Here is a 19,258-nt window from a genome sequence, read left to right as displayed (position 1 = left end):
ACCGGCTGAGGTGCTCCGACAGGCTGTGCGCAGGCAGTGCGGTGGTGCTCAGCGGGAACCTAGAGCCCGCCCGGAGCCATGGTCAATGCACATGCGGTGAAGGCTCGTTGAAAGCGGCACGTTCGGGTCAGAGGTCGAGCACGAGCCGCCCGCCGCGGCAGCGGGAGACACAGATCAGCATGGTCTCGCCCGCCGCGCGCTCGGCGTCGGTCAGGACCGAGTCCCGGTGGTCCGGCTCGCCTTCCAGCACGTCCGTCTCGCAGGTGCCGCACGTGCCCTCGGTGCAGGAGTACAGCACCTCCACCCCGGCGGCGCGCACGGCGTCCAGCACGGACACGTCCGGCGTGACGGTGAGCGTCCTGCCGCTGCGCGCCAGCTCCACCTCGAAAGCGGTGTCGCCGCCGGTCTCCCGCTCCCTGGGCCGGAACCGCTCGACGCGCAGCACTCCGGACGGGCAGCGGGCCTCGGCCGCGTCCAGCAGCGGCCCGGGACCGCAGCAGTAGACGAGCGTGTCGGCGGGCAGGCCGTCCAGCACCGACGGCAGGTCCAGCAGGCCCGTCTCGTCCTCGGGTGCGATCGTCACCCGGTCCCCGTAGCGGGCCAGTTCGCCGGTGAAGGCCATTGAGCCGCGCGTGCGTCCGCCGTACAGCAGCGTCCACTCGGCGCCCGCGGCCTCGGCCGCCGCCAGCATCGGCAGGATCGGGGTGATGCCGATGCCGCCCGCGACGAAGCGGTAGCGGGGAGCGGGCTCCAGACGGAAGGAGTTGCGGGGACCGCGCACCCGCACCTTGTCGCCTTCGCCCAGGTGATCGTGCACGTGGGCCGAGCCGCCCCGCCCGGCGGGCTCGCGCAGCACCGCGATCCGCCAGGCCGACCGGTCCGCGGGATCGCCGCACAGCGAGTACTGCCGCTCCAGGCCGGGACCGAGCACGACATCGAGGTGCGCGCCCGGCTCCCAGGCCGGCAGCGGCTCGCCCAGCGGATGGCGCAGGGTGAGGGCGAGCACGCCGTCGGCTGCGGACTCCCGCCGCCGCACGACGAGTTCGCCTGTGTACTCGCTCATGGACGGTCCTCCCGCGCGTCGCCGGTCGTGTGTCCCCGGGGATGGGCGAGCATCCATTCCCACATCTCGACCGGGTCCTGCGCGGTGTGCTCGCGTCCGCAGTGGCAGGTGCCGTGCAGCAGGTCGGTGCCCGGCAGCCAGTCGACGCGGTAGATCTCGCCCGTGGATCCGCTCACCGCACCCGCTCCACGGGCTTGGCGCCCTCCTCGACCAGCCGGGCGAGGATGCGGCGGGCGGCCAGGCCGCCGGTGTCGATGTTGATGCTCAGCTCCTGGTAGCCGGTGCGCTCGGTGCCGAGCGACTTCTGCAGCAGGTTGAGCGCGGTGACGTCCTGCATGACGACGGTGTGGTTGTTGCCGCGCAGGAACTCGCTGACCTCGGCGTCGTCCGTGGCCCAGTCGCGCGAGACGGCCCAGAAGTCGTACACCGTGCCCTCACCGGAGGGGGTGATGGCGTACGTGATCTCGGTGTGGAAGCCGTGCGGGTCGCTGCCGTCGGCCTCGGGCAGCACGCCGACGGGGGCGATGCGGCTGTGCAGCAGGTACAGGCACGGCGCGTGGTACTCGATGTCCTGCCAGCGGGTGATCCGGCCCTCGATACCCGTGGACCGGGCGTAGAACGGCGGGCACTCGGCGTCGTCCATGTGCCGGCTCACCCGGACGATCCCGGCGCCCTCGTCGACCTCGGTGGTGATGGGCGTCTCGGCGACCTCCGGGGTGCCGATGTATCCGCCGTGCAGGTACGTCTCGTGCGACAGGTCGAGCAGGTTGTCGACGAGCAGGCCGTAGTCGCAGTCGATGGGCTCCATGCCGCGCACGGTGACCCAGCCGGGGGAGTCCAGGTGCCGGGCCCGGGGGACGGCGTGCGGGTCGGCGAGCGCCGGGTCGCCGATCCACACCCAGACGAGCGAGTCCTGCTCGACGACCGGGTAGGAGGCGATCCGGGCGGTGCGCGGCACCCGTTTCTGGCCCGGCACGTACACGCACGTGCCGGTCGTGTCGTACGTGAAGCCGTGGTACCCGCACACGATCCGGTCCCCGTCCAGCCGCGTCGGCGCCTCCGACAGCGGGTAACGGCGGTGCACGCACCGGTCGTGCAGCACCACGGGCGTGCCGTCGTCCTCGGTGCGGTAGAGCACGAGCGTCTCACCGAGGACGGTCCGTCCGAGCAACTCCCGGCCCACTTCGTGACTGTAGGCGGCGACGTACCACTGGTTCCTGGCGAAGGCGGTCATGTGCGGCATGAGGCTTCCCGTCCCTGTCGGCGGGGCGCCGTCGCCCCGCGTGCCGTGGTCGGAACCAGGGTCGGGACGACGGCGGCCGGCGCGCAAGGAGTCTTCCGCCGGGCGGAAGCGAGGGGGACGGTGTTGACATGTCCGCCCGCCTCTCTACCATCCGTGACGCACGACTTCTCGAATGCGGTTCGACATCACGAACAGGAACCGGGCGATCCCGGTCCTGTCATGAACCTGATAAGGAGTCCCGGTGCTCGGACGTCCAGGCAGACGACTGCTCCACGCCCTCACGGCCGCCGCGTTGACGGTCACCGCCGTGACGGCCTCCACCCACTCCACCGCAGCCGCGCCCGGCAGTCCGGCGCTCACCCCGCCGCTCGGCTGGAACAGCTGGAACAGCTTCGGCTGCGGGATCACCGAGGCGCAGGTACGGCAGGCCGCCGACGCGATGGTGTCCTCGGGGATGAAGGCCGCGGGCTACCAGTACGTCGTCGTCGACGACTGCTGGTTCGACCCCCAGCGCGACGCGGCGGGCAACCTGCGGGCCAACCCGACCAAGTTCCCCAGCGGCATGAAGGCGCTCGGGGACTACATCCACAGCAAGGGCCTGAAGTTCGGCATCTACCAGGCACCCAACGAGAAGACCTGCGCCCAGGGCGTGGGCACCTACCCCGGCGCCACCGGCAGCAAGGGCCACGAGGCCCAGGACGCCGCCACGTTCGCCTCCTGGGGGGTGGACTACCTCAAGTACGACTGGTGCTCCGGCAGCGGCACCCTCAGTGAGCAGGTCGCGCGGTTCACGCTCATGCGGGACGCCCTGCGCGCCACCGGCCGCCCCATCGTCTACAGCATCAATCCGAACAGCTTCCACGCCCCCACCGGTGACAAGTACGACTGGGGCCAGGTCGCCGACCTGTGGCGCACGACCGAGGACCTGCTCGACATCTGGCAGAACGGCAACGTCAACAGCTACCCCATGGGCGTCGGCAACGTCCTGGACGTCACCGCTCCGCTGGCCGCGCAGTCCGGCCCGGGCCACTGGAACGACCCCGACATGCTGGTCGTCGGACGCCCCGGCCTGTCACTGACCGAATCGCGCTCCCACTTCGCCCTGTGGGCGCTGCTGGGTGCCCCGCTCATGGCCGGCAACGACATCCGCACCATGTCCGCCGACGTCAGCGCCATCTTGCGCAATCCGCGCCTGCTGGCGGTGAACCAGGACCCACTGGGGGCGGGCGGGCGCCGGGTGCGCGACGACGGCGCCACCGAGGTGTTCGCCAAGCCCCTGTCCGACGGGTCGGTCGCCGTGGGCCTGCTCAACCGGGGGAGCAGCACCGCGACGGTCACCACCACGGCCGCGCAAGTCGGCCTGACCGGCGGGCCGTTCACGCTCACCGACCTGTGGACCGGAGCCGCGTCGAGCACGTCCGGGGCGATCTCGGCGAGCGTCCCCGCGCACGGGACGGCCGTCTTCCGGGTCAGTGGGGGCAGCCCCGTGGCCGCCACCACCTCGCGGCTGCGCGGCACCGCGTCCGGCCGCTGCGTGGACGTGGACAACGGCTCCACGGCGGCCGGGGCCACCGTCCTGCTCTGGGACTGCCACACAGCCGCCAACCAGCTGTGGACCACCTGGGCCGGCGGCGAGGTCCGGGTCTTCGGCGACAAGTGCCTGGACGCCTACGAGCAGGGCACCACGAACGGAACCCGGGTCATCACCTGGCCCTGCAACGGCCAGAACAACCAGAAATGGACCACCGGCCCGGACGGTTCCCTGCGGAACGTCCATGCCGGGCTGTGCCTCGACACGGACGGGGCCGGCACCGCCAACGGGACCCGGCTGGTGCTGTGGACCTGCAACGGGCAAGCGAGCCAGAAATGGGCCCGTGCGTGAGGTGCGCTGAGCGGGAGCCGGTGAGGCGCCCGCAGGTGCACCACCACGGCACCCGGCGGACGCTGCCACGCACCAGGGGAACAGCGGGACCCGCCACAGGATGATGCCGTAGACGAAGAGCAACGCGTACAGGAGACGCGCAGCGCCTCGGGCAGGTCCGGCCCGGGGTGCTGCGCTGCTCGGCGCCGCGGGCCTCCCGCGCCCCGCCGGAGCGAGAAGCCGACGTCGGGGCCGCGAACTCGCGGTCCGTGGACGGGCGTTGCGGCGGCCGCGCGAGGACGAGGACGACCGGGGGCCGGCCCACCCGCCGCCGTGCGGGCCCGGGATCAGCCCGGCCGGCAGGCTGTCGCCGCCCATGAGCAGCCCCCGGCGGGCGCGGGAAGGCACCCCGGCACGCGCACCGGCACACCTCACGTACCGGCGACTTTCACACCCCCGTCACGCGCCCCTTCCTTGTCGTTTGGTGTCCCTGAAACACTCCTTCCGCGCAGAATCCGTCACGTTCCGGCCATCCCGCACCTCAGGATGAGAGGTCTGTCCTACATGTCCGAAGTCAATCGGCGCCGCTTTCTCCAACTCGCGGGTGCCACCACGGCCTTCAGCGCCCTGTCCGCCAGCATCCAGCGTGCCGCCGCGCTGCCGGCCAACCACCGCACCGGGTCGATCCAGGACGTCGAGCACATCGTCGTCCTCATGCAGGAGAACCGCTCCTTCGACCACTACTTCGGCACCCTCAGAGGCGTCCGCGGCTTCGGCGACCCCCGCCCGGTCACCCTCGGCAACGGCAAACCGGTCTGGCACCAGGAGAAGGACGGCAAGGAGATCCTTCCGTTCCACCCGGACGCCGACGACCTCGGCATGCAGTTCCTGGAGGGCCTGCCGCACTCCTGGCCCGACGGCCAGCAGGCCTACAACGGCGGCAGGTACGACCGGTGGGTGCCCGCCAAGGGCACCACGACCATGGCGTACCTGACCCGCGAGGACATCCCCTTCCACTACGCCCTCGCCGACGCCTTCACCGTCTGCGACGCCTACCACTGCTCGTTCATCGGCTCCACCGACCCCAACCGCTACTACATGTGGTCCGGCTACACGGGCAACGACGGCAGCGGCGGCGGCCCCGTCCTGGACAACGCCGAACTCGGCTACGGCTGGACGACCTACCCCGAACGCCTGGAGCAGGCCGGCGTCAGCTGGAAGATCTACCAGGACATCGGCGACGGCCTGGACGCGGCCGGCTCCTGGGGCTGGATCCAGGACGCCTACCGCGGCAACTACGGCGACAACTCCCTGCTGTACTTCGACAAGTACCGCAACGCCCAGCCCGGCGACCCCTGGTACGACAAGGCCCGCACCGGCACCGACGTCAAGAACGGCGACGGCTACTTCGACCGGCTGAAGGCCGACGTCAAGGCGGGCAAGCTGCCCCAGATCTCCTGGATAGCCGCCCCCGAGGCCTTCTCCGAGCACTCCAACTGGCCCTCCAACTACGGCGCCTGGTACATCGCCCAGGTCCTCGACGCCCTCACCTCCAACCCCGAGGTCTGGTCGAAGACGGCCCTGTTCATCACCTACGACGAGAACGACGGCTTCTTCGACCACGTCGTGCCGCCGCTGCCGCCGAAGGACGCCTCCCGCGGCCTGTCCACCGTCGACGTCACCCCCGACCTCTTCCCCGGCGACGGCCGCAGGACGGCCGGCCCCTACGGCCTGGGCCCGCGTGTGCCGATGCTGGTCGTCTCCCCCTGGAGCAAGGGCGGCTACGTCTGCTCCGAGACCCTCGACCACACCTCGATCCTGCAGTTCATGGAGCGCCGCTTCGGGGTGCGCGAGCCGAACATCTCGCCGTGGCGCCGGGCGATCTGCGGTGACCTGACGGCCGCGTTCGACTTCTCCCGCAAGGACACCCGCCCCGCACCGCTGCCCGGCACCGACGCGTACGAACCACAGGACCGCGAGCGTCACCCCGACTACAAGCCCACCCCGCCCGCCGACCCGCGCATGCCCCGGCAGGAGCGCGGACTGCGCCGCTCCCGGCCGCTGAAGTACGCCCCGCACGTCGACGCCTCCGTCGACGCGGCCGCCGGGAAGCTCACGCTCACCTTCGCCTCCGGACCGAAGGCGGGCGGCGCCTTCCACGTCACCTCCGGCAACCGCGCCGACGGCCCCTGGATGTACACCACCGAGGCCGGCAAGACGCTGGAGGACACCTGGAACTCGGCGTACTCCGCGGGCTCCTACGACCTGACCGTGCACGGCCCGAACGGCTTCGTGCGCGTCTTCAAGGGCTCGAACAAGGCGGCCGGCTGCGAGGTCACCGCCCGTCACCGGGGCGACGACATCGAGCTGACCTTCACCAACAGGGGCTCCGGCACGGCGCGGCTGCGCGTCACCGACGGCTACGGCGGCAGGCCCTCGTCCGTCACCGTCCGCCCCGGCGCGACCGTGCGGCGGACCGTCGACCTCACCAGGAGCCGCCGCTGGTACGACCTGACCGTCACCGCCGAGGGCGACCAGGCCTTCCTGCGGCGGTTCGCGGGACACGTCGAGAACGGGCAGCCGGGCGTGAGCGACCCGGCGATCATCACCGCGTAGCCGTGCTGAGGTGCCCCGGATCGTGCGGCCGGGGCACCCACGCCGCTCCGGCCGCGGCCGGTTCCGGCTCCAGCGCCAGGACGGCGGCCACCGGACGGTCGTCGTCCGCCGGTTCCTCCCGGAGGGCCGGCCTGCTGAGCAGGACCACGCCCCAGGAGGCCAGACCGGCCCCCGCGAGCGCCAGCAGCACACCCGCCGGGCCGCCCTGGAGGCGCTCGCCGAGCAGCGACAGGCCGATCACCGCGGCGGCCAGCGGATTGGCCAGGGTCACCATGGCCAGCGGCCCGCCCAGGCCGCCCCGGTAGGCCGTCTGCGACAGCAGCAGCCCACCGGCCGCGAACGCCGCCACGAGCAGCGCCACACCGGCCACCTGGAGGCTCAGTACCGGACCCGACCGGTCCGTCGCGGCCACCGTCACGGTCTGCGTGAGGGCCGAGGCGACCCCGGAGGCGACGCCCGACGCTGTGGCGTGCCGCAGGCCGGGGCGGGTGCCCGGCCGGGACAGCACCCCGATGAGGGCGGCCGTGGCTCCCGCCACCACCAGCGCCTCGGGCACGCTCAGCACGTCGCCGGGCGCCGGTCCCGAGGCCGTGACCAGGATCGCGCCGAGGCCCAGCAGGGTCAGGCCGGTGCCCTTCCACTCGACCGCGGTCACCCGCCGTCCCGCCATCCGCGCCCCCAGCGGAACGGCCGCGACCAGGGTGAGCGCGCCGAGCGGCTGCACCAGCGTCAGCGGCCCGTACCGCAGCGCCACCACGTGCAGCAGCGCGGCCGCCGCGTTCAGCCCGACCGACCACCACCAGGCGCCCCTGGCGAGCAGCCGCAGCGCGCCCGCGCCGGGGGAGCGGGCGGCGAGCCGCTCCTGGGCGACGGCCGCGGCCGCGTAGGCGACGGCGGAGACGAGGGACAGGGCGACGGCGACGAGCACGGCGTTCACCGGCCCGCTCCGGCCAGTGCGTGCTCGTCCCGCCGCGCGGGCACCGAGCCGCCCGGTGCGCGTCCGGCCGTGGTCACCGTGCGGTGCGGCAGGTGGAGGGCCGCGAGCACCAGGCCCAGCAGGGCCGCAGCCACGATCGCGTCGAGCCAGTAGTGGTTCGCGGTGCCGACGATCACCAGCAGCGTCAGCAGGGGGTGCAGCAGCCACAGCCACCGCCACCGCGAGCGGGTCGCGGCGATCAGGCCGGCCGCCACCATCAGCGCCCAGCCGAAGTGCAGCGAGGGCATCGCCGCGAACTGGTTCGACACGGAGTCGGTCGCCGGATCGCCGTACACCGACGGCCCGTACACCCGCGCGGTATCCACGAGCCCGGTCGCGGCCAGCATGCGCGGCGGGGCGAGCGGGACCAGCAGGTGCAGCGCCAGGGCGGCGGCGGTCACGGCGGCGAGGACCCGGCGGGCCCACACGTAGTGGGCGGGGCGGCGCAGGTACAGCCAGATCAGGAAGGCGGCGGTGGCCGGGAAGTGGACGGCCGCGTAGTACGTGTTCGCGAGCTGTGCGAGCCCGTCACCGTGCAGCAGCAGGGACTGCACCGCCGTCTCGCCGGGCAGGTGGGCCGCCCGTTCGAGGTCCCACACGCGGTGCGCGTTGCGGAAGGCCTCACCGGTGTGACCCGTGGCCAGCTGCCGGCCCAGCTTGTAGACGAGGAAGAGCCCTGCGACGAGCAGGAGCTCCCGGACGAGCGGCGGTCGCGCTATCGCGTCGGACCCCGCCGGCGCAGGCTCGGTGCGGGCATTCATCCCCCGGCCCCTTCGGTGACGGTGGTGCGTTATCGGTACGAGTGCGTACCGATACGCCAGTGTACCGATACGGTCGTGTACCGGTAGACTGGCGTATCGATGGACGTTCGACACAGCACCGGCCGGGACACACCGGCCGCCGACGAGAGCCGGGAGCACACGCCCATGACGTCGCAGGCTGCGGACCGACCCGAGCAGGTCGGCACCTCGCGCCGCTCCAAGATCACGCCGGAGCGTGAGCAGGAGTTCTTCGACGCCGTGCTGGAACAGCTCCGCGAGTGCGGGTACGACGCCCTGACCATGGAGGGCATCGCCGCCAGCACCCGCTGCAGCAAGTCCACGCTCTACCGCCAGTGGAAGACCAAGCCGCAGTTCGTCGCGGCGGCGCTGCGGTCCCACCGGCGCACGCGCTGCGTCGACACCGGCTCCCTCGCCGGGGACCTGCGGGAGGCCGCCCGCGCGCTCGGCGACCTGTCGGGCCGCGACACCAAGCTGCTGCACGCGCTCGCCCACGCCGCCACGCAGGACCCGGAGCTGCAGTGCGCGCTGCGCGAGGCGGTGGTGGAACCGGAGATCGCCGCGCTGAAGGAGATCGTCCGGCGCGCGGTGGAGCGGGGCGAGGTGCCGGCCGGCCACCCGGCGCTGCCCTACCTGCCGGCCCAGATGCTGGGCGTGCTGCGGCTGCGGCCCGTCCTGGAGGGCCGGCCCGCCGACCCGGACTACCTCGTACGGTTCGTGGAGGCCGCGGTGCTGCCGGCCCTGGGCCTGACCTGAGACCCGGGCCGCCGTCCACGGATGACCGGACGGCGACCCGACCGCGCCGACCCGTGGGGACGGGGGCGGCGCGCACCCCCCGGCCGGGTGGGGTGCCCCTGTGAGCGGCGGGGGCGCCCCACTCGGCCGACCGGTGTCCCGGCGGCGGGGCGCCGGGTGTCAGACGTCCTGGCCGTTGCCCCGGCCCGTCGACACCTTGATGCCGCGGGTGATCTCGTCCAGGACGGACTCCTTCTGGTCGGCATCGACGCCGAACCGGACGACGACCATCAACTCGGCGTTCGCGGGCGACGGGAACGCCAGCGACTCCACGATGCCGTCGGCGCCCTTGCTCGTGACGGCCTTCCAGCGGACCAGGTAGCCCTTCTGACCGGCCACGGTCACGGCCTCGGAGGCCAGCACGTCGTGGGAGGTGATGCCGCCGTAGGCCTTGCCGCCGTACGACTCCTCGGCGTTCGCCGCGATGTCGGCCTTGGCGATCTCCTCGGGGGTGTCGCCCTTGGTGCCGAGGGCGATGGCCGGTGCGGAGTAGGCGCCGCCCTTGGTGCAGGTGGAAGCGGTGTCGCCGGGGCACTTGTAGGACTCCTCGGACGTCACCTGCGCACCGGCCTGGCCCTCCTGCCCGTACCACCCCTCCGGGATCGGCAGGCTGATCCCGCCGACCCGGTCGGTCACAGAGCCGCTCCTGATCTTCGGCGGCTCGGGCTGCCGGGGCCCCGGACTCTGCCCGTCGGATCCACCGGACCCGCCGTCACCGCGGGGGCTCTCCTGGTCACGGGGTGCGCCGGGCCCACCCGGCGCCTGCGAGGTGGCCGAACTGCCGCCGCTGTCGTCCGTCAGCGCGTAGACCCCGACGCCGACACCGGCGAGCACGGCGACGGCCGCCCCGACGGCCACAGCCGTCCGCAGCCGCCGGGAGCGGGGAGCAGCGGGCGGGGGAGCGGCGGGGTACCCGGGCATGCCCGGGTGGCCGCCGGCGGCGAAGTACCCCGCACCGGCGGACTGACCGGGGTACCCGCCCGGGTGACCGGCTGCGCCGGGCGGCCCGAAGGCCCCGGCGGCACCGGGGAAGGCCCCGGCGGCCGGATGGCCCGCCGGGGCGGAGTGACCGTCCCCGGCAGGGCTTCCGCCGGCACCCGCGACACCGGCACTCCCCCCGGCGCCCGGAGGCCCGACCGGGCCGGGGCCGGTGGCCCCGCCCGGGGCCGGATCGGCGGGGCCCGTCGTTCCGCCGGCGCCGGACGGGCTTGAGCCGATCGGGCCGGTGGTTCCGCCGGTGGCGGCCGGGTTCGCGTCAGCGCTCGGACCGTCCGGCGCGGCCCGCGTCCCGGCCGGGGACGAGTCCGCGACGGCCTCGGCTTCCCCAGCGCGCGCCGCGCTCCGGTCGGCTTCGGCTTCCCCGGATTGCGTTGCGTTCGCGTCGGCTTCGGCTTCGCCGGCGTGTGCCGCGTTCCCGTCGATCGTGGCTTCCGCGGCCGGTGTCGCGGTCCCGTGGGCCGGGACTTCCCCGGCGCGTGCTCGGTCGGTCTCGGATGCCCCGGCGCGCGGGGCGTTCCCGCCGCCCGCCGCTGCCGCCGGGACGGCCTGGCTCCCGGGGGCGGGTGCGTCCGCCCCGGGGCCCCGCTCGGTCGTGCCGGAGGCGCCGGCGTCTCGCGCCGCTTCCGCGGCGGCACCCGGGCCCGCCGGAGCGGCCTGCCTGGCGGCCGGGGACGAGTCCGCCGCGCCGCCGGGTGCCCCGCCATCGCCCGCCTCGTCGCCGGGTATGCCCTCCACCGGCCCGGCCCCGGTCCCGGCCGGGGCCGGGTCCCCGGGGGACATGAGGTCCGCCGGGCCACCGGAGCCACCCGCGCCGGGCGCCTCGGCCGCCGTTCCCGCCCCGGGCGTACCGGCCCCGGGGCGCTCCTTCGGCCGGATGTACGGCGTCCAGGCCTTGCCGTCCCACCAGCGCTCCGTGGCGGGGCCGTCCGTCTGTCCGGGGTCCGGGTACCACCCGGCGGGAGTCTCGCGCGTCATGCCCCCACCGTATGAGGCGTCGGTGAAAGAGGCATGAGAGGACCCGGAGTCAGCTGTTCCGGTGACAGGCCGCGGCTGCCTCGCCGGGAGTCTCCGTGCCCGGGCCGGTCGCCGAGACGGCCGAAAAACGCCGCTCCGGCGGGGTGGGAGGACAGCGCGGGCACGCATGAGGCGTACGCCTTCACCGGTCCCTCGATCGCACCGCCGCGCTCCGGTGTTGGGGAACCGCGCGGCGATGATCGTCGCGGAGTGGCCGCGGCCGCCGGAGTCCTACCACGCGGCGAGGTCGCCCACGGGCCGGGCGAGCGGCGCCCGCCGGCCCCCGCCGCGTCCGCCCGGCTCGGTGAGGGAACGTCAGCTCCCTTGCAATTGCACGTCGTTGACCGGAAGGCGGCTGGTGACGGCCCGGGCGCGTCGTCCGGCCGTACCCCGTGTCACCCGTCACGGCAACAGGTGCCGCGACCGTCCTCCACTCGGGCAATCGGACGGCTACGCTCGACGTCTGTACGTCGTTCGGGCGACTTGGGGAGGTAACGGGATGACGGAGGTACGGCCCACGGCCGCCGCCTCGGCTTCCCTGTGGGAGCGCGACGAGGAAGTCGCCGCCGTCACGCGGGCGGTCGACCGCCTGTGCGCGGACCGCTCCTCGACCGGCGGACTGCTGGTCTTCCACGGCGACGCCGGACTCGGCAAGACCGCGCTGCTGGCCGAAACCCGCCGCATCGCCGAGACGCGCGGCTGCACCGTCTGGTCGGCCCGCGGCGGCGAGACCCTCAGGTCGGTCCCCTTCAACGTGGTACGGCAGTTGCTGCAGCCGGCCCTGGTGTCGATGCTGCCGGAGGAGGCCCGCGAGTACCTCGGCGACTGGTACGACATCGCCGGACCCGCCCTCGGCATAGCGGACCCCGGCGACCGGCAGGCCGACCCGCAGGGCGTGTGCGACGGCCTGGTCGCGGCCGTGCGGCGGCTCTCCCGCCGGGACTGGCCGCTGGTGCTGCTGATCGACGACGCCCACTGGGCCGACCAGGAGACCCTGCACTGGCTCGCGGGGCTGGCCGGGCGCCTGGACGAGATGTCCGTCCTGGTGGTGGTCGCCCGCCGCCCGGGCGGCCTGTCCGGCGCGAGCGCCCGTCACCTCGACGCCGTCGCGGCCGCCGCCGACGGCGCCGTCACCACCCTGAGCGCCCTCACCCCGGACGCGACGGCCGGCCTCACCCGCGCCACCCTCGGCCGGCACGCGGACGCCGCGTTCTGCCGCGAGGTCTGGGCCGTCACCGCCGGCAACCCCTACGAGGCCGTCGAACTCCTCGCCCGGGTGCAGGACAGCGAACTCGACCCGGTCGAGGCCCGGGCCGGGGAGCTGCGCGAGCTGAACCGCTCGGCCCGCGGCGGCGGGCTCGTCGCCCGCCTGGAGGAACTCGGCATCGACGCCACCCGGTTCGCCTGGGCCGCCGCCATCCTCGGCACCGGCATCTCCGTCGGCCTGGTCGCCAAACTCGCCACGCTCAGGCCCGAGGACGCCCGCCGCTGCGCCGAACTGCTGCGCACCGCCCGCATCCTGACCGAGCCGGACCCCGCCACCGGCCGCGGTGCCGAGGGCGACCTGGAGTTCGTCCACCCGCTCATCGCCACCGCCGTCTACAACTCCATCCCCGACGCCCTGCGCACCGCGATGCACGGCATCGCCGCCCGCATCGTCACCGACGAGGGACACGGTGCCGCGGCCGCCGCCCGGCACCTGCTGGAGGTCCACCCGGACGACGACGAGGAACTCGTCGGGCAGCTGCGCGAAGCGGCCCGCGAGCACCTGGCCGTCGGCGCCCCGGACGCCGCCCGCCGCTGCCTGGAGCGCGCCCTGAGGGAACCGCCCCGGCCCGAGTCCCACCCGCACGTGCTCTACGAGCTGGCCCAGGCCACGTTCCTCACCGCGCCCGCCCGCACGATCGGCCATCTGCGCACCGCGCTGTCCATGCCAGGCCTCGACGGCGACCAGCGCGTGGACGCCGTCTTCCGGCTCTCCCAGGCGCTCCTGCACAACGACCAGCTGGAGGAGGCGGTCCGCACGGTCGAGGCCGAGGCCGCCCGGCTCGGACCCGGGCCCGCCCGGATGCGGCTCCAGGCCGTCCACTTCATGTGGGAGGGCATCCACGCCGGCGAGGCCACCTCACCGGGCCGCTCCCAGCGCCTCGCCGACCTGGCGCGCACCTGCACCGGCCGGGACAACTCCGAACGCGCGCTGCTCATCCTGCGCGGCTTCGACGCCCTCATGCACGGCGAGAACGCCGAGGAGGTCGCCGAACTGTGCGACCGCGCCCTCGTCAACGGCCGCCTGGCTCCCGGCCTCGGCTGGACCGACACCGAGTGGGGCATCGAGCTGCTGCTGATGCTGGCCAACGCGTACGCCTTCACCGACCGCCTCGACCGCGCCGAGGCCCTCTACAACGAGGCCCTGCGCGCCTACGAGACGGCCGGCTGGAGCGGCGGCCACCTCGCCCTGGCTCACGCCTACGTCGGGCTCGGCCACCGCAGGCGCGGCCGTCTGAAGGAGGCCGAGGCGTCCCTGCGCGAGTCGCTGCGCGTCGCCGAACGCGTCGGCCGGGGCCTGCCCCTGTACTGGTCGGCGACCTGCAACCTCGTCGACACGCTGCTCGCCCGCGGCCGGGTCGAGGAGGCCTGGGACGTCGCCGAACGGTACGGCTTCGCCCCGCCCTACCCGTCCACGATCGTCCTGCCCGACCCGCGGTCGGTGCGCGGCCGGCTGCTGCTGGCCGTCGGCCGCACCAAGGACGGCATCAACGAACTGGAGGCCGCCGAGAAGGCCGCGGCGGCCCGCGGCCACCACAACCCGGTGCTCGTGCCCTGGGCGACGGACCTCGCCCGCGCCCTCAGCACCGAGGACCCGGCGCGCGCCGCCCGGCTCGCCGTGGACGTCCGCCGCCAGGCCGAGCGCTTCGGCACGGACACCGCCATAGGGGAGGCCCTGCGCTGCGCCGCCGCCCTGGAGACCGGCCAGCGCGCCGTCCGCCTCCTCGCCCGGGCCGTCACCTACCTCGAGGCCTCGCCCTGCCAGTACGAGCACGCGGCGGCCCGCATCGAGTACGGCGTCGCCGCCCGCTCGGCGGCCGACCTCCGGCGCGGCCTGGACCTGGCCCTGTCGTGCGGTGCGGACGGCCTGGCGGCCCGGGCACGCGAGGAACTGGCCTCGGGCGCCGGCCCGGCCTGAAGCCGGGCCCGCGCGGCTCAGGCGCGGATCAGCTGGTCCGTCACCGCCGCCAGCCGGGCCCGCACCGCCGGGTCGTACGCCGCCTCGTGGGCCCGTGCCGGGCGCTTCCCGTCGAAGTACCGGCCGCTGCCCGCGTCCCGCGTGGCCAGGGCCAGCACGGCGGCCGCCCCGTCGGCGACCGTGCTCCAGGGCGTGACGCCCGCCTCGCGGACCATCGCGGTGTCCATGAACGTCGCCGGGTGCAGCACGTTCACCGCGACACCGGTGCCCGCCAACTCCTCCGCGAGGGCGAAGGTGTGCGCGGCGAGCGCGAACTTGCTGCGGCGGTAGGCCGCCGTCCCGTCGTAGCCGCGGCCCGACTCGGGATCCTCGAAGACGAGCGGTTCCTGCCCGGCCGAGCCGACGTTGACGATCCGGGCCGGGGCGTTCGCGCGCAGCACGGGCAGCAGGGCCCGGGTCAGCACGACCGGCGCAAGGTAGTTGACCGCGAGCCGCAGCTCGTGCCCGTCGGCGCTCAGCTCACGGCCCGCACCCGGCGTACCGGAGCCCACCCCCGCGTTGTTGACCAGCACGTCGAGTTCCGGATGCGCGGCGGCGACATGCCCGGCCAGCTCGCGCACCTGTGCCAGCGAGGCCAGGTCCGCGACGAACGCCTCGGCGTCCCCCTCGGCGCGCAGCTCCCCGGCGAGCCGTTCGGTGCGCCCGGGGTCCCGGCCGTGGACGAGGACGACGTGCCCGGCGCGGACCAGCTCGACGGCGGCGTACCGGCCGAGCCCCGAGGTGGCGCCGGTGATCAGGATGGTGGACATGCCCCCACCGTAGGCACGCCGTCCGGGGCCGGGCGAGCTGCTGCCGTGCGTACGAACGGCAGGGTCACCCTCGCGAGCCGTCCTCCTCGGCGAGCACCCGCTGGGCCGTCGCGAACGCCGCGTTCGCCGCCGGCACCCCGCAGTACACCGCCGTCTGCAGCAGCACCGCACCGATCTCCTCGGGGGTGAGCCCGTTGCGGCGGGCCGCCCGGACGTGCAGGGCCAGCTCGTCGAGGTGGCCGTGCGCGACCAGCGCGGTGAGGGTGATCATGCTGCGCTCGCGGCGCGACAGCGTCGGGTCGGTCCAGATCTCGCCCCACGCGTAGCGGGAGATGAAGTCCTGGAACCGTGCCGTGAAGGGTGTCTGCCGCGCCTGCGCCCGGTCCACGTGGGCGTCGCCGAGGACCTCGCGCCGCACGTGCATCCCCCGCCCGGCGGGCCGGCCGAAGTGGGACCGCAGCGCGGCCAGCACCGCCTCCGGGCACTGCGCGGGCGCCAGGTGCGAGGCGCCCGGGATCTCCACCAGTGCCGCGCCCGGTACCGCGTCGGCGATCTCCCGCAGGTGCGCGGGCGGTGTCGCCGGATCCTCCCGGCCGGCGACCAGCAGCGTGGGCACGGCGATCTCCGGCAGCCGGTCCCGCAGGTCGAACGCGGCGAGCGCGTCACAGCAGGCCGCGTACGCCTCCGGGTCGGCCCGGCGGTGGTCCGCCACCAGCTCCGGCACGGTGAAGCCGGGCGTGAACCAGCGCGCGTCGGCGTTCCCCGCCAGTTCGTCCAGCCCCTCCCGCCGCACCCGCGCGGACCGTTCCTCCCACGGCGCGGCCCCGTTGAAGTGCGCCGACGAGCAGATCACGGCCAGCGACGACAGCCGCTCGGGGTGGTGCACCGCGAGGTGCAGCCCCACGGCGCCGCCCAGCGACACCCCCGCGTAGGCGAACCGTTCCACGCCGAGCGAGTCGGCGAGCGCCAGCACCAGCCCGGCCAGGTCGCCGACCGTGGCGCCCGCCGTCAGCAGGCCGGCCGCCGAACCGCCGTGCCCCGGCAGGTCCCAGCGAATCACGCGATGGGTGACCGACAGCTCGGGTGCCACCTTGTCCCACAGGGCGTACGAGGTGCCGAGGGAGGGCCCGAGCAGCAGCGGGGGAGCGCAGGCGGGTCCTTCGGCGAGGTGATGCAGCAGGGTCAACGTCGCTCCAGGGCACGGTCGGTGAGGGTTCCGGCGGAGCCGGTGTAGTGCGTGGGGTCGAGGTCGGCGTCCGCGAGCTCCGGCGCCTCGGCGAGCGGACGCCCGTCCGCCGCCAGCCGGGTGAGCAGCTCCTTGGCCCGGGCGCGGCCCAGCACCTCGGCCAGCTCCGCCGCCAGCCGCTCGGAGACGATCGCCCCGCCGGTCAGGTCCAGATGGGCCCGCATGGCCTCGGGCCTGACCCGCAGGCCCTCCGCCAGCTCGGCGACGTCCCGGGCGGCGCCGCCGGCCAGCCGCAGCAGGTCCCGCAGCGGCTCCCACTCGGCGTGCCAGGCGCCGGCCGGGCGTTCGTCCTCCGCCGCCATCGCCCCGTACAGCGTCGCCGCGAGGTGCGGTGCCCGCCGCGCGGCGGCGGCGATCAGCGTGGACCGTACCGGATTGGCCTTGTGCGGCATGGCGGACGAGCTGCCGCCGCTGCCCTCGGCGACCTCGGCGATCTCGGTGCGCGACAGGGTCAGGACGTCCGCCGCGATCTTGCCGAGAGCGCCCGTGGCGAAGGCCAGGCATCCGGCGAGATCGGCGACGGGCGTGCGCAGGGTGTGCCAGGGCAGCTCCGGCGCCCGCAGGCCGAGTTCCCGGGCGTACGCCGCCGGCAGCGCGAGCGGATCGGCCGCGCCGTACGCGCCGAAGGCCGCCAGCGTCCCCGCCGCGCCGCCGAGTTGCACGGGCAGTGTCTCGCGCACCGCCCGCACGCGGTCCCGCGCGTCGAGCACCAGCGACCGCCAGCCCGCGGCCTTCAGGCCGAACGTCGTGGGCACGGCGTGCTGCGTGAGCGTCCGCCCGGGCAGCGCCGTGTCACGGTGCTCGGCGGCCAGCCGGCCGAGGGCCCCCTCGGTGCGGCCCAGGTCGGCGAGGACGAGCTCCAGGGTGCGTGCGGCGACCAGCATGGCCGCGGTGTCCAGGATGTCCTGGCTGGTCGCGCCCCGGTGGACGCAGGGGCCGTACGGGTCGCCGACGGCCTTCGTCAGATCGGCGACCAGCGGGATGACCGGGTTGCCGCCGGCCCGTGCCCGCGCGGCCAGCGACCGCACGTCGAAGGCGCCGGAGCGGGCCGCTTCGCTCACCGCCGCGGCCGCCTCGGCCGGGACCAGGCCCAGGGCCGCCTGGGCCCGGGTCAGCGCGGCCTCCGCGTCGAGCAGGGCCCGCAGATACGCGTCGTCGCCGGTCGCGGCCGCGGCCGCCGAGCCGGCCCAACCGGGGGCGAGCAGGCCGGTGTCGCCGAGCGGAGATGTCACTGGAACTCCAGGAAGACCGTCTCGCCTTCGCCCTGAAGGCGGATGTCGAAACGGTACGTGCCGTCCGGCTCCCCGGTGGCGATCAGCGTGTCGCACCGCTCGTCCGCCAGGCGCGACAGCAGCGGATCGGCCGCGAGGACGGCGTCGTCGCCCGGCAGGTAGATCCGCGTGTACAGGTGCACCAGGAGCCCGCGCGCGAAGACGCACACGCTGAGGTACGGGGCGTGCCGTCCGCGCGCCCCGGGCCGCAGCGTCCGGGTGTACCAGTGGCCGTTCGCGTCGGTCTGGCTGCGCCCCCATCCGGTGAACTCCACGCCGTTGCGCCCCAGGAAGCCGCCCGAGGCCGGGTCGCGCCGCATCGAGCCGTCCGCGGTGGGCACCCGGCCCCGCGGGTCCGGGCCCCACACCTCGATCAGCGCGTCGGGCAGCGGCGCGACCGCGCCGTCGGTGACGTACCCGTGCACGGTGATCGTGTCCGGGTGCCCGGCGGGTGCGATCTCCTCCCCGCCGCGGAACGGCAGGGCGTGGCCGTAGAACGGCCCGACGGTGTGCGAGGGCGTGGGCAGCACGCTCTCCGGACGGCTCGTGTCGATCCTCGTCATGGCAGCTCAGCGCCCTTCTTCGAGCCAGGTGGCCCGCGGTCCGTCCAGCACGATGTCCCAGTGGTAGCCCATCGAGAACTCCGGCACCGACAGGCTGTGGTCGTAGGTGGCGACCAGCCGCTGCCGGGCCGCGTCGTCCGTCACCGACTGGATGATCGGGTCGTACGGGAACAGCGGGTCGCTCGGGAAGTACATCTGCGTCACCAGCCGCTGGGTGAACGCCGTGCCGAAGAGCGAGAAGTGGATGTGCGCCGGACGCCAGGCGTTGAGGTGCTGGCGCCAGGGGTAGGGGCCGGGCTGGACGGTGGTGAAGTGGTAGCGGCCCCGGTCGTCGGTGAGGGTGCGGCCGACACCGGTGAAGTTCGGGTCCAGCGGGGCGTCGTGCTGCTCGCGCTGATGGGCGTAGCGGCCCGCCGCGTTGGCCTGCCAGATCTCCACGAGCTGGCCGCGCACGGGGCGGCCGTCCCGGTCCAGGACCCGGCCGGAGACGGTGATGCGCTCGCCGATCGGCTCGCCGGGGTGCTGCCGGGTCAGATCGTTGTCGATCTCGGTGATGTCCCGTTCCCCGAAGGCGGGGGAGGTCAGCTCCACCAGCTCCGGGTCCTTGCTCACGTCGATGGTGACCGGCGGCTGCTTGGGGTGCCGGAGCACCGAGGAGCGGTACGGCGCGTAGTCGCGGCGCGGCTGGTGCTCGACGGGGCCTCCGTCGGCGAGCCGCTTCTCGTACGCGGCGCGTTCGGCCGCGATCTCCTGGTCGATGTCGTGCTGTGTGAGAGTCATCAGGTCCCCTGGAAGGTTCTTCCGTATGGTGCGGGAAGGGGCACGCGCGATCAGCCGCA

At 74.5% G+C, this 19,258-nt stretch carries 15 protein-coding genes and 1 pseudogene; 4 read left to right on the top strand and 12 right to left on the bottom strand.

From position 1 onward, the window contains the following. Positions 1 to 127 precede the first annotated feature (127 nt). Genes ACF07N_RS21445 through ACF07N_RS21435 form a run of 3 tightly spaced genes read right to left on the bottom strand, consistent with a single transcriptional unit; the run spans position 128 to position 2,306 of the window. Positions 128 to 1,063, bottom strand: coding sequence for a PDR/VanB family oxidoreductase (locus ACF07N_RS21445; protein ID WP_392115206.1), 936 nt, complete (start codon positions 1,061 to 1,063; stop codon positions 128 to 130). Next, positions 1,060 to 1,239 (bottom strand): hypothetical protein, encoded by a 180-nt coding sequence (locus ACF07N_RS21440; RefSeq protein ID WP_383338965.1) that lies wholly within the window; start codon positions 1,237 to 1,239, stop codon positions 1,060 to 1,062. Before ACF07N_RS21440 ends, ACF07N_RS21445 begins: the two co-directional genes overlap by 4 nt. Further along, on the bottom strand, positions 1,236 to 2,306 hold the full coding sequence (locus tag ACF07N_RS21435; protein WP_383321315.1) for a Rieske 2Fe-2S domain-containing protein: 1,071 nt from the start codon (positions 2,304 to 2,306) through the stop codon (positions 1,236 to 1,238). Before ACF07N_RS21435 ends, ACF07N_RS21440 begins: the two co-directional genes overlap by 4 nt. Positions 2,307 to 2,547: 241 nt before the next feature. Between ACF07N_RS21435 and ACF07N_RS21430 the strand changes: the two genes are divergently transcribed. Both ACF07N_RS21430 and ACF07N_RS21425 read left to right on the top strand, forming a co-directional pair. Next, the gene (locus tag ACF07N_RS21430) at positions 2,548 to 4,188 is read left to right on the top strand and encodes a glycoside hydrolase family 27 protein (protein WP_383321312.1); all 1,641 of its coding nucleotides are present in this window, start codon (positions 2,548 to 2,550) and stop codon (positions 4,186 to 4,188) included. Between the two features lie 543 nt (positions 4,189 to 4,731). Continuing rightward, the gene (locus ACF07N_RS21425) at positions 4,732 to 6,783 is read left to right on the top strand and encodes a phosphocholine-specific phospholipase C (RefSeq protein ID WP_392115202.1); all 2,052 of its coding nucleotides are present in this window, start codon (positions 4,732 to 4,734) and stop codon (positions 6,781 to 6,783) included. Here the strand turns inward: ACF07N_RS21425 and ACF07N_RS21420 are convergent. After that, complete coding sequence (locus tag ACF07N_RS21420; RefSeq protein WP_392115199.1) at positions 6,773 to 7,720, bottom strand: hypothetical protein; 948 nt, start codon at positions 7,718 to 7,720, stop codon at positions 6,773 to 6,775. The two genes, ACF07N_RS21425 and ACF07N_RS21420, sit on opposite strands and share 11 nt — an antisense overlap. Next, positions 7,717 to 8,520, bottom strand: a complete 804-nt coding sequence (locus ACF07N_RS21415) for a phosphatase PAP2 family protein (protein WP_392115196.1) — start codon at positions 8,518 to 8,520, stop codon at positions 7,717 to 7,719. The genes ACF07N_RS21420 and ACF07N_RS21415 overlap by 4 nt, the downstream gene beginning before the upstream one ends. A 165-nt stretch (positions 8,521 to 8,685) precedes the next feature. Here ACF07N_RS21415 and ACF07N_RS21410 point away from each other — a divergent pair, with 165 nt between their 5' ends. Next, a complete protein-coding gene (locus tag ACF07N_RS21410) occupies positions 8,686 to 9,294 on the top strand; it encodes a TetR/AcrR family transcriptional regulator (protein ID WP_383339278.1) in 609 nt (202 codons plus the stop codon). A gap of 159 nt (positions 9,295 to 9,453) precedes the next feature. Here ACF07N_RS21410 and ACF07N_RS21405 read toward each other — a convergent pair whose 3' ends face one another. Next, positions 9,454 to 10,551: a hypothetical protein gene (locus ACF07N_RS21405; protein ID WP_392115846.1), complete on the bottom strand. Its 1,098-nt coding sequence runs from the start codon at positions 10,549 to 10,551 to the stop codon at positions 9,454 to 9,456. 678 nt (positions 10,552 to 11,229) lie between these two features. Next, positions 11,230 to 11,307 (bottom strand): annotated as a pseudogene (locus tag ACF07N_RS21400) (DUF2510 domain-containing protein); the annotation flags it as partial. Between the two features lie 538 nt (positions 11,308 to 11,845). Here ACF07N_RS21400 and ACF07N_RS21395 point away from each other — a divergent pair. Further along, a complete protein-coding gene (locus ACF07N_RS21395; protein ID WP_392115193.1) occupies positions 11,846 to 14,530 on the top strand; it encodes an ATP-binding protein in 2,685 nt (894 codons plus the stop codon). Positions 14,531 to 14,547: 17 nt separating this feature from the next. Here the strand turns inward: ACF07N_RS21395 and ACF07N_RS21390 are convergent, their stop codons facing one another. The 5 genes from ACF07N_RS21390 to pcaH form a co-directional block, all read right to left on the bottom strand. Then, on the bottom strand, positions 14,548 to 15,339 hold the full coding sequence (locus tag ACF07N_RS21390) for an SDR family NAD(P)-dependent oxidoreductase (RefSeq protein WP_392115191.1): 792 nt from the start codon (positions 15,337 to 15,339) through the stop codon (positions 14,548 to 14,550). 64 nt (positions 15,340 to 15,403) lie between these two features. Continuing rightward, the gene (gene pcaD / locus ACF07N_RS21385; RefSeq protein ID WP_392115188.1) at positions 15,404 to 16,525 is read right to left on the bottom strand and encodes a 3-oxoadipate enol-lactonase; all 1,122 of its coding nucleotides are present in this window, start codon (positions 16,523 to 16,525) and stop codon (positions 15,404 to 15,406) included. Next, on the bottom strand, positions 16,522 to 17,817 hold the full coding sequence (gene pcaB, locus ACF07N_RS21380; protein WP_392115185.1) for a 3-carboxy-cis,cis-muconate cycloisomerase: 1,296 nt from the start codon (positions 17,815 to 17,817) through the stop codon (positions 16,522 to 16,524). The genes pcaD and pcaB overlap by 4 nt, the downstream gene beginning before the upstream one ends. Further along, positions 17,814 to 18,419 (bottom strand): protocatechuate 3,4-dioxygenase subunit alpha, encoded by a 606-nt coding sequence (gene pcaG, locus ACF07N_RS21375; RefSeq protein WP_392115182.1) that lies wholly within the window; start codon positions 18,417 to 18,419, stop codon positions 17,814 to 17,816. The genes pcaB and pcaG overlap by 4 nt, the downstream gene beginning before the upstream one ends. Before the next feature lie 6 nt (positions 18,420 to 18,425). Continuing rightward, positions 18,426 to 19,199: a protocatechuate 3,4-dioxygenase subunit beta gene (gene pcaH / locus ACF07N_RS21370; protein WP_392115180.1), complete on the bottom strand. Its 774-nt coding sequence runs from the start codon at positions 19,197 to 19,199 to the stop codon at positions 18,426 to 18,428. Between the last annotated feature and the right edge of the window lie 59 nt (positions 19,200 to 19,258).

Source organism: Streptomyces sp. NPDC015242 (genome assembly GCF_043079125.1).
Lineage (GTDB): Bacteria > Actinomycetota > Actinomycetes > Streptomycetales > Streptomycetaceae > Streptomyces.
Note: the sequence above shows the minus strand (reverse complement) of the source record. Positions and strands in the feature narration are given on the sequence as shown.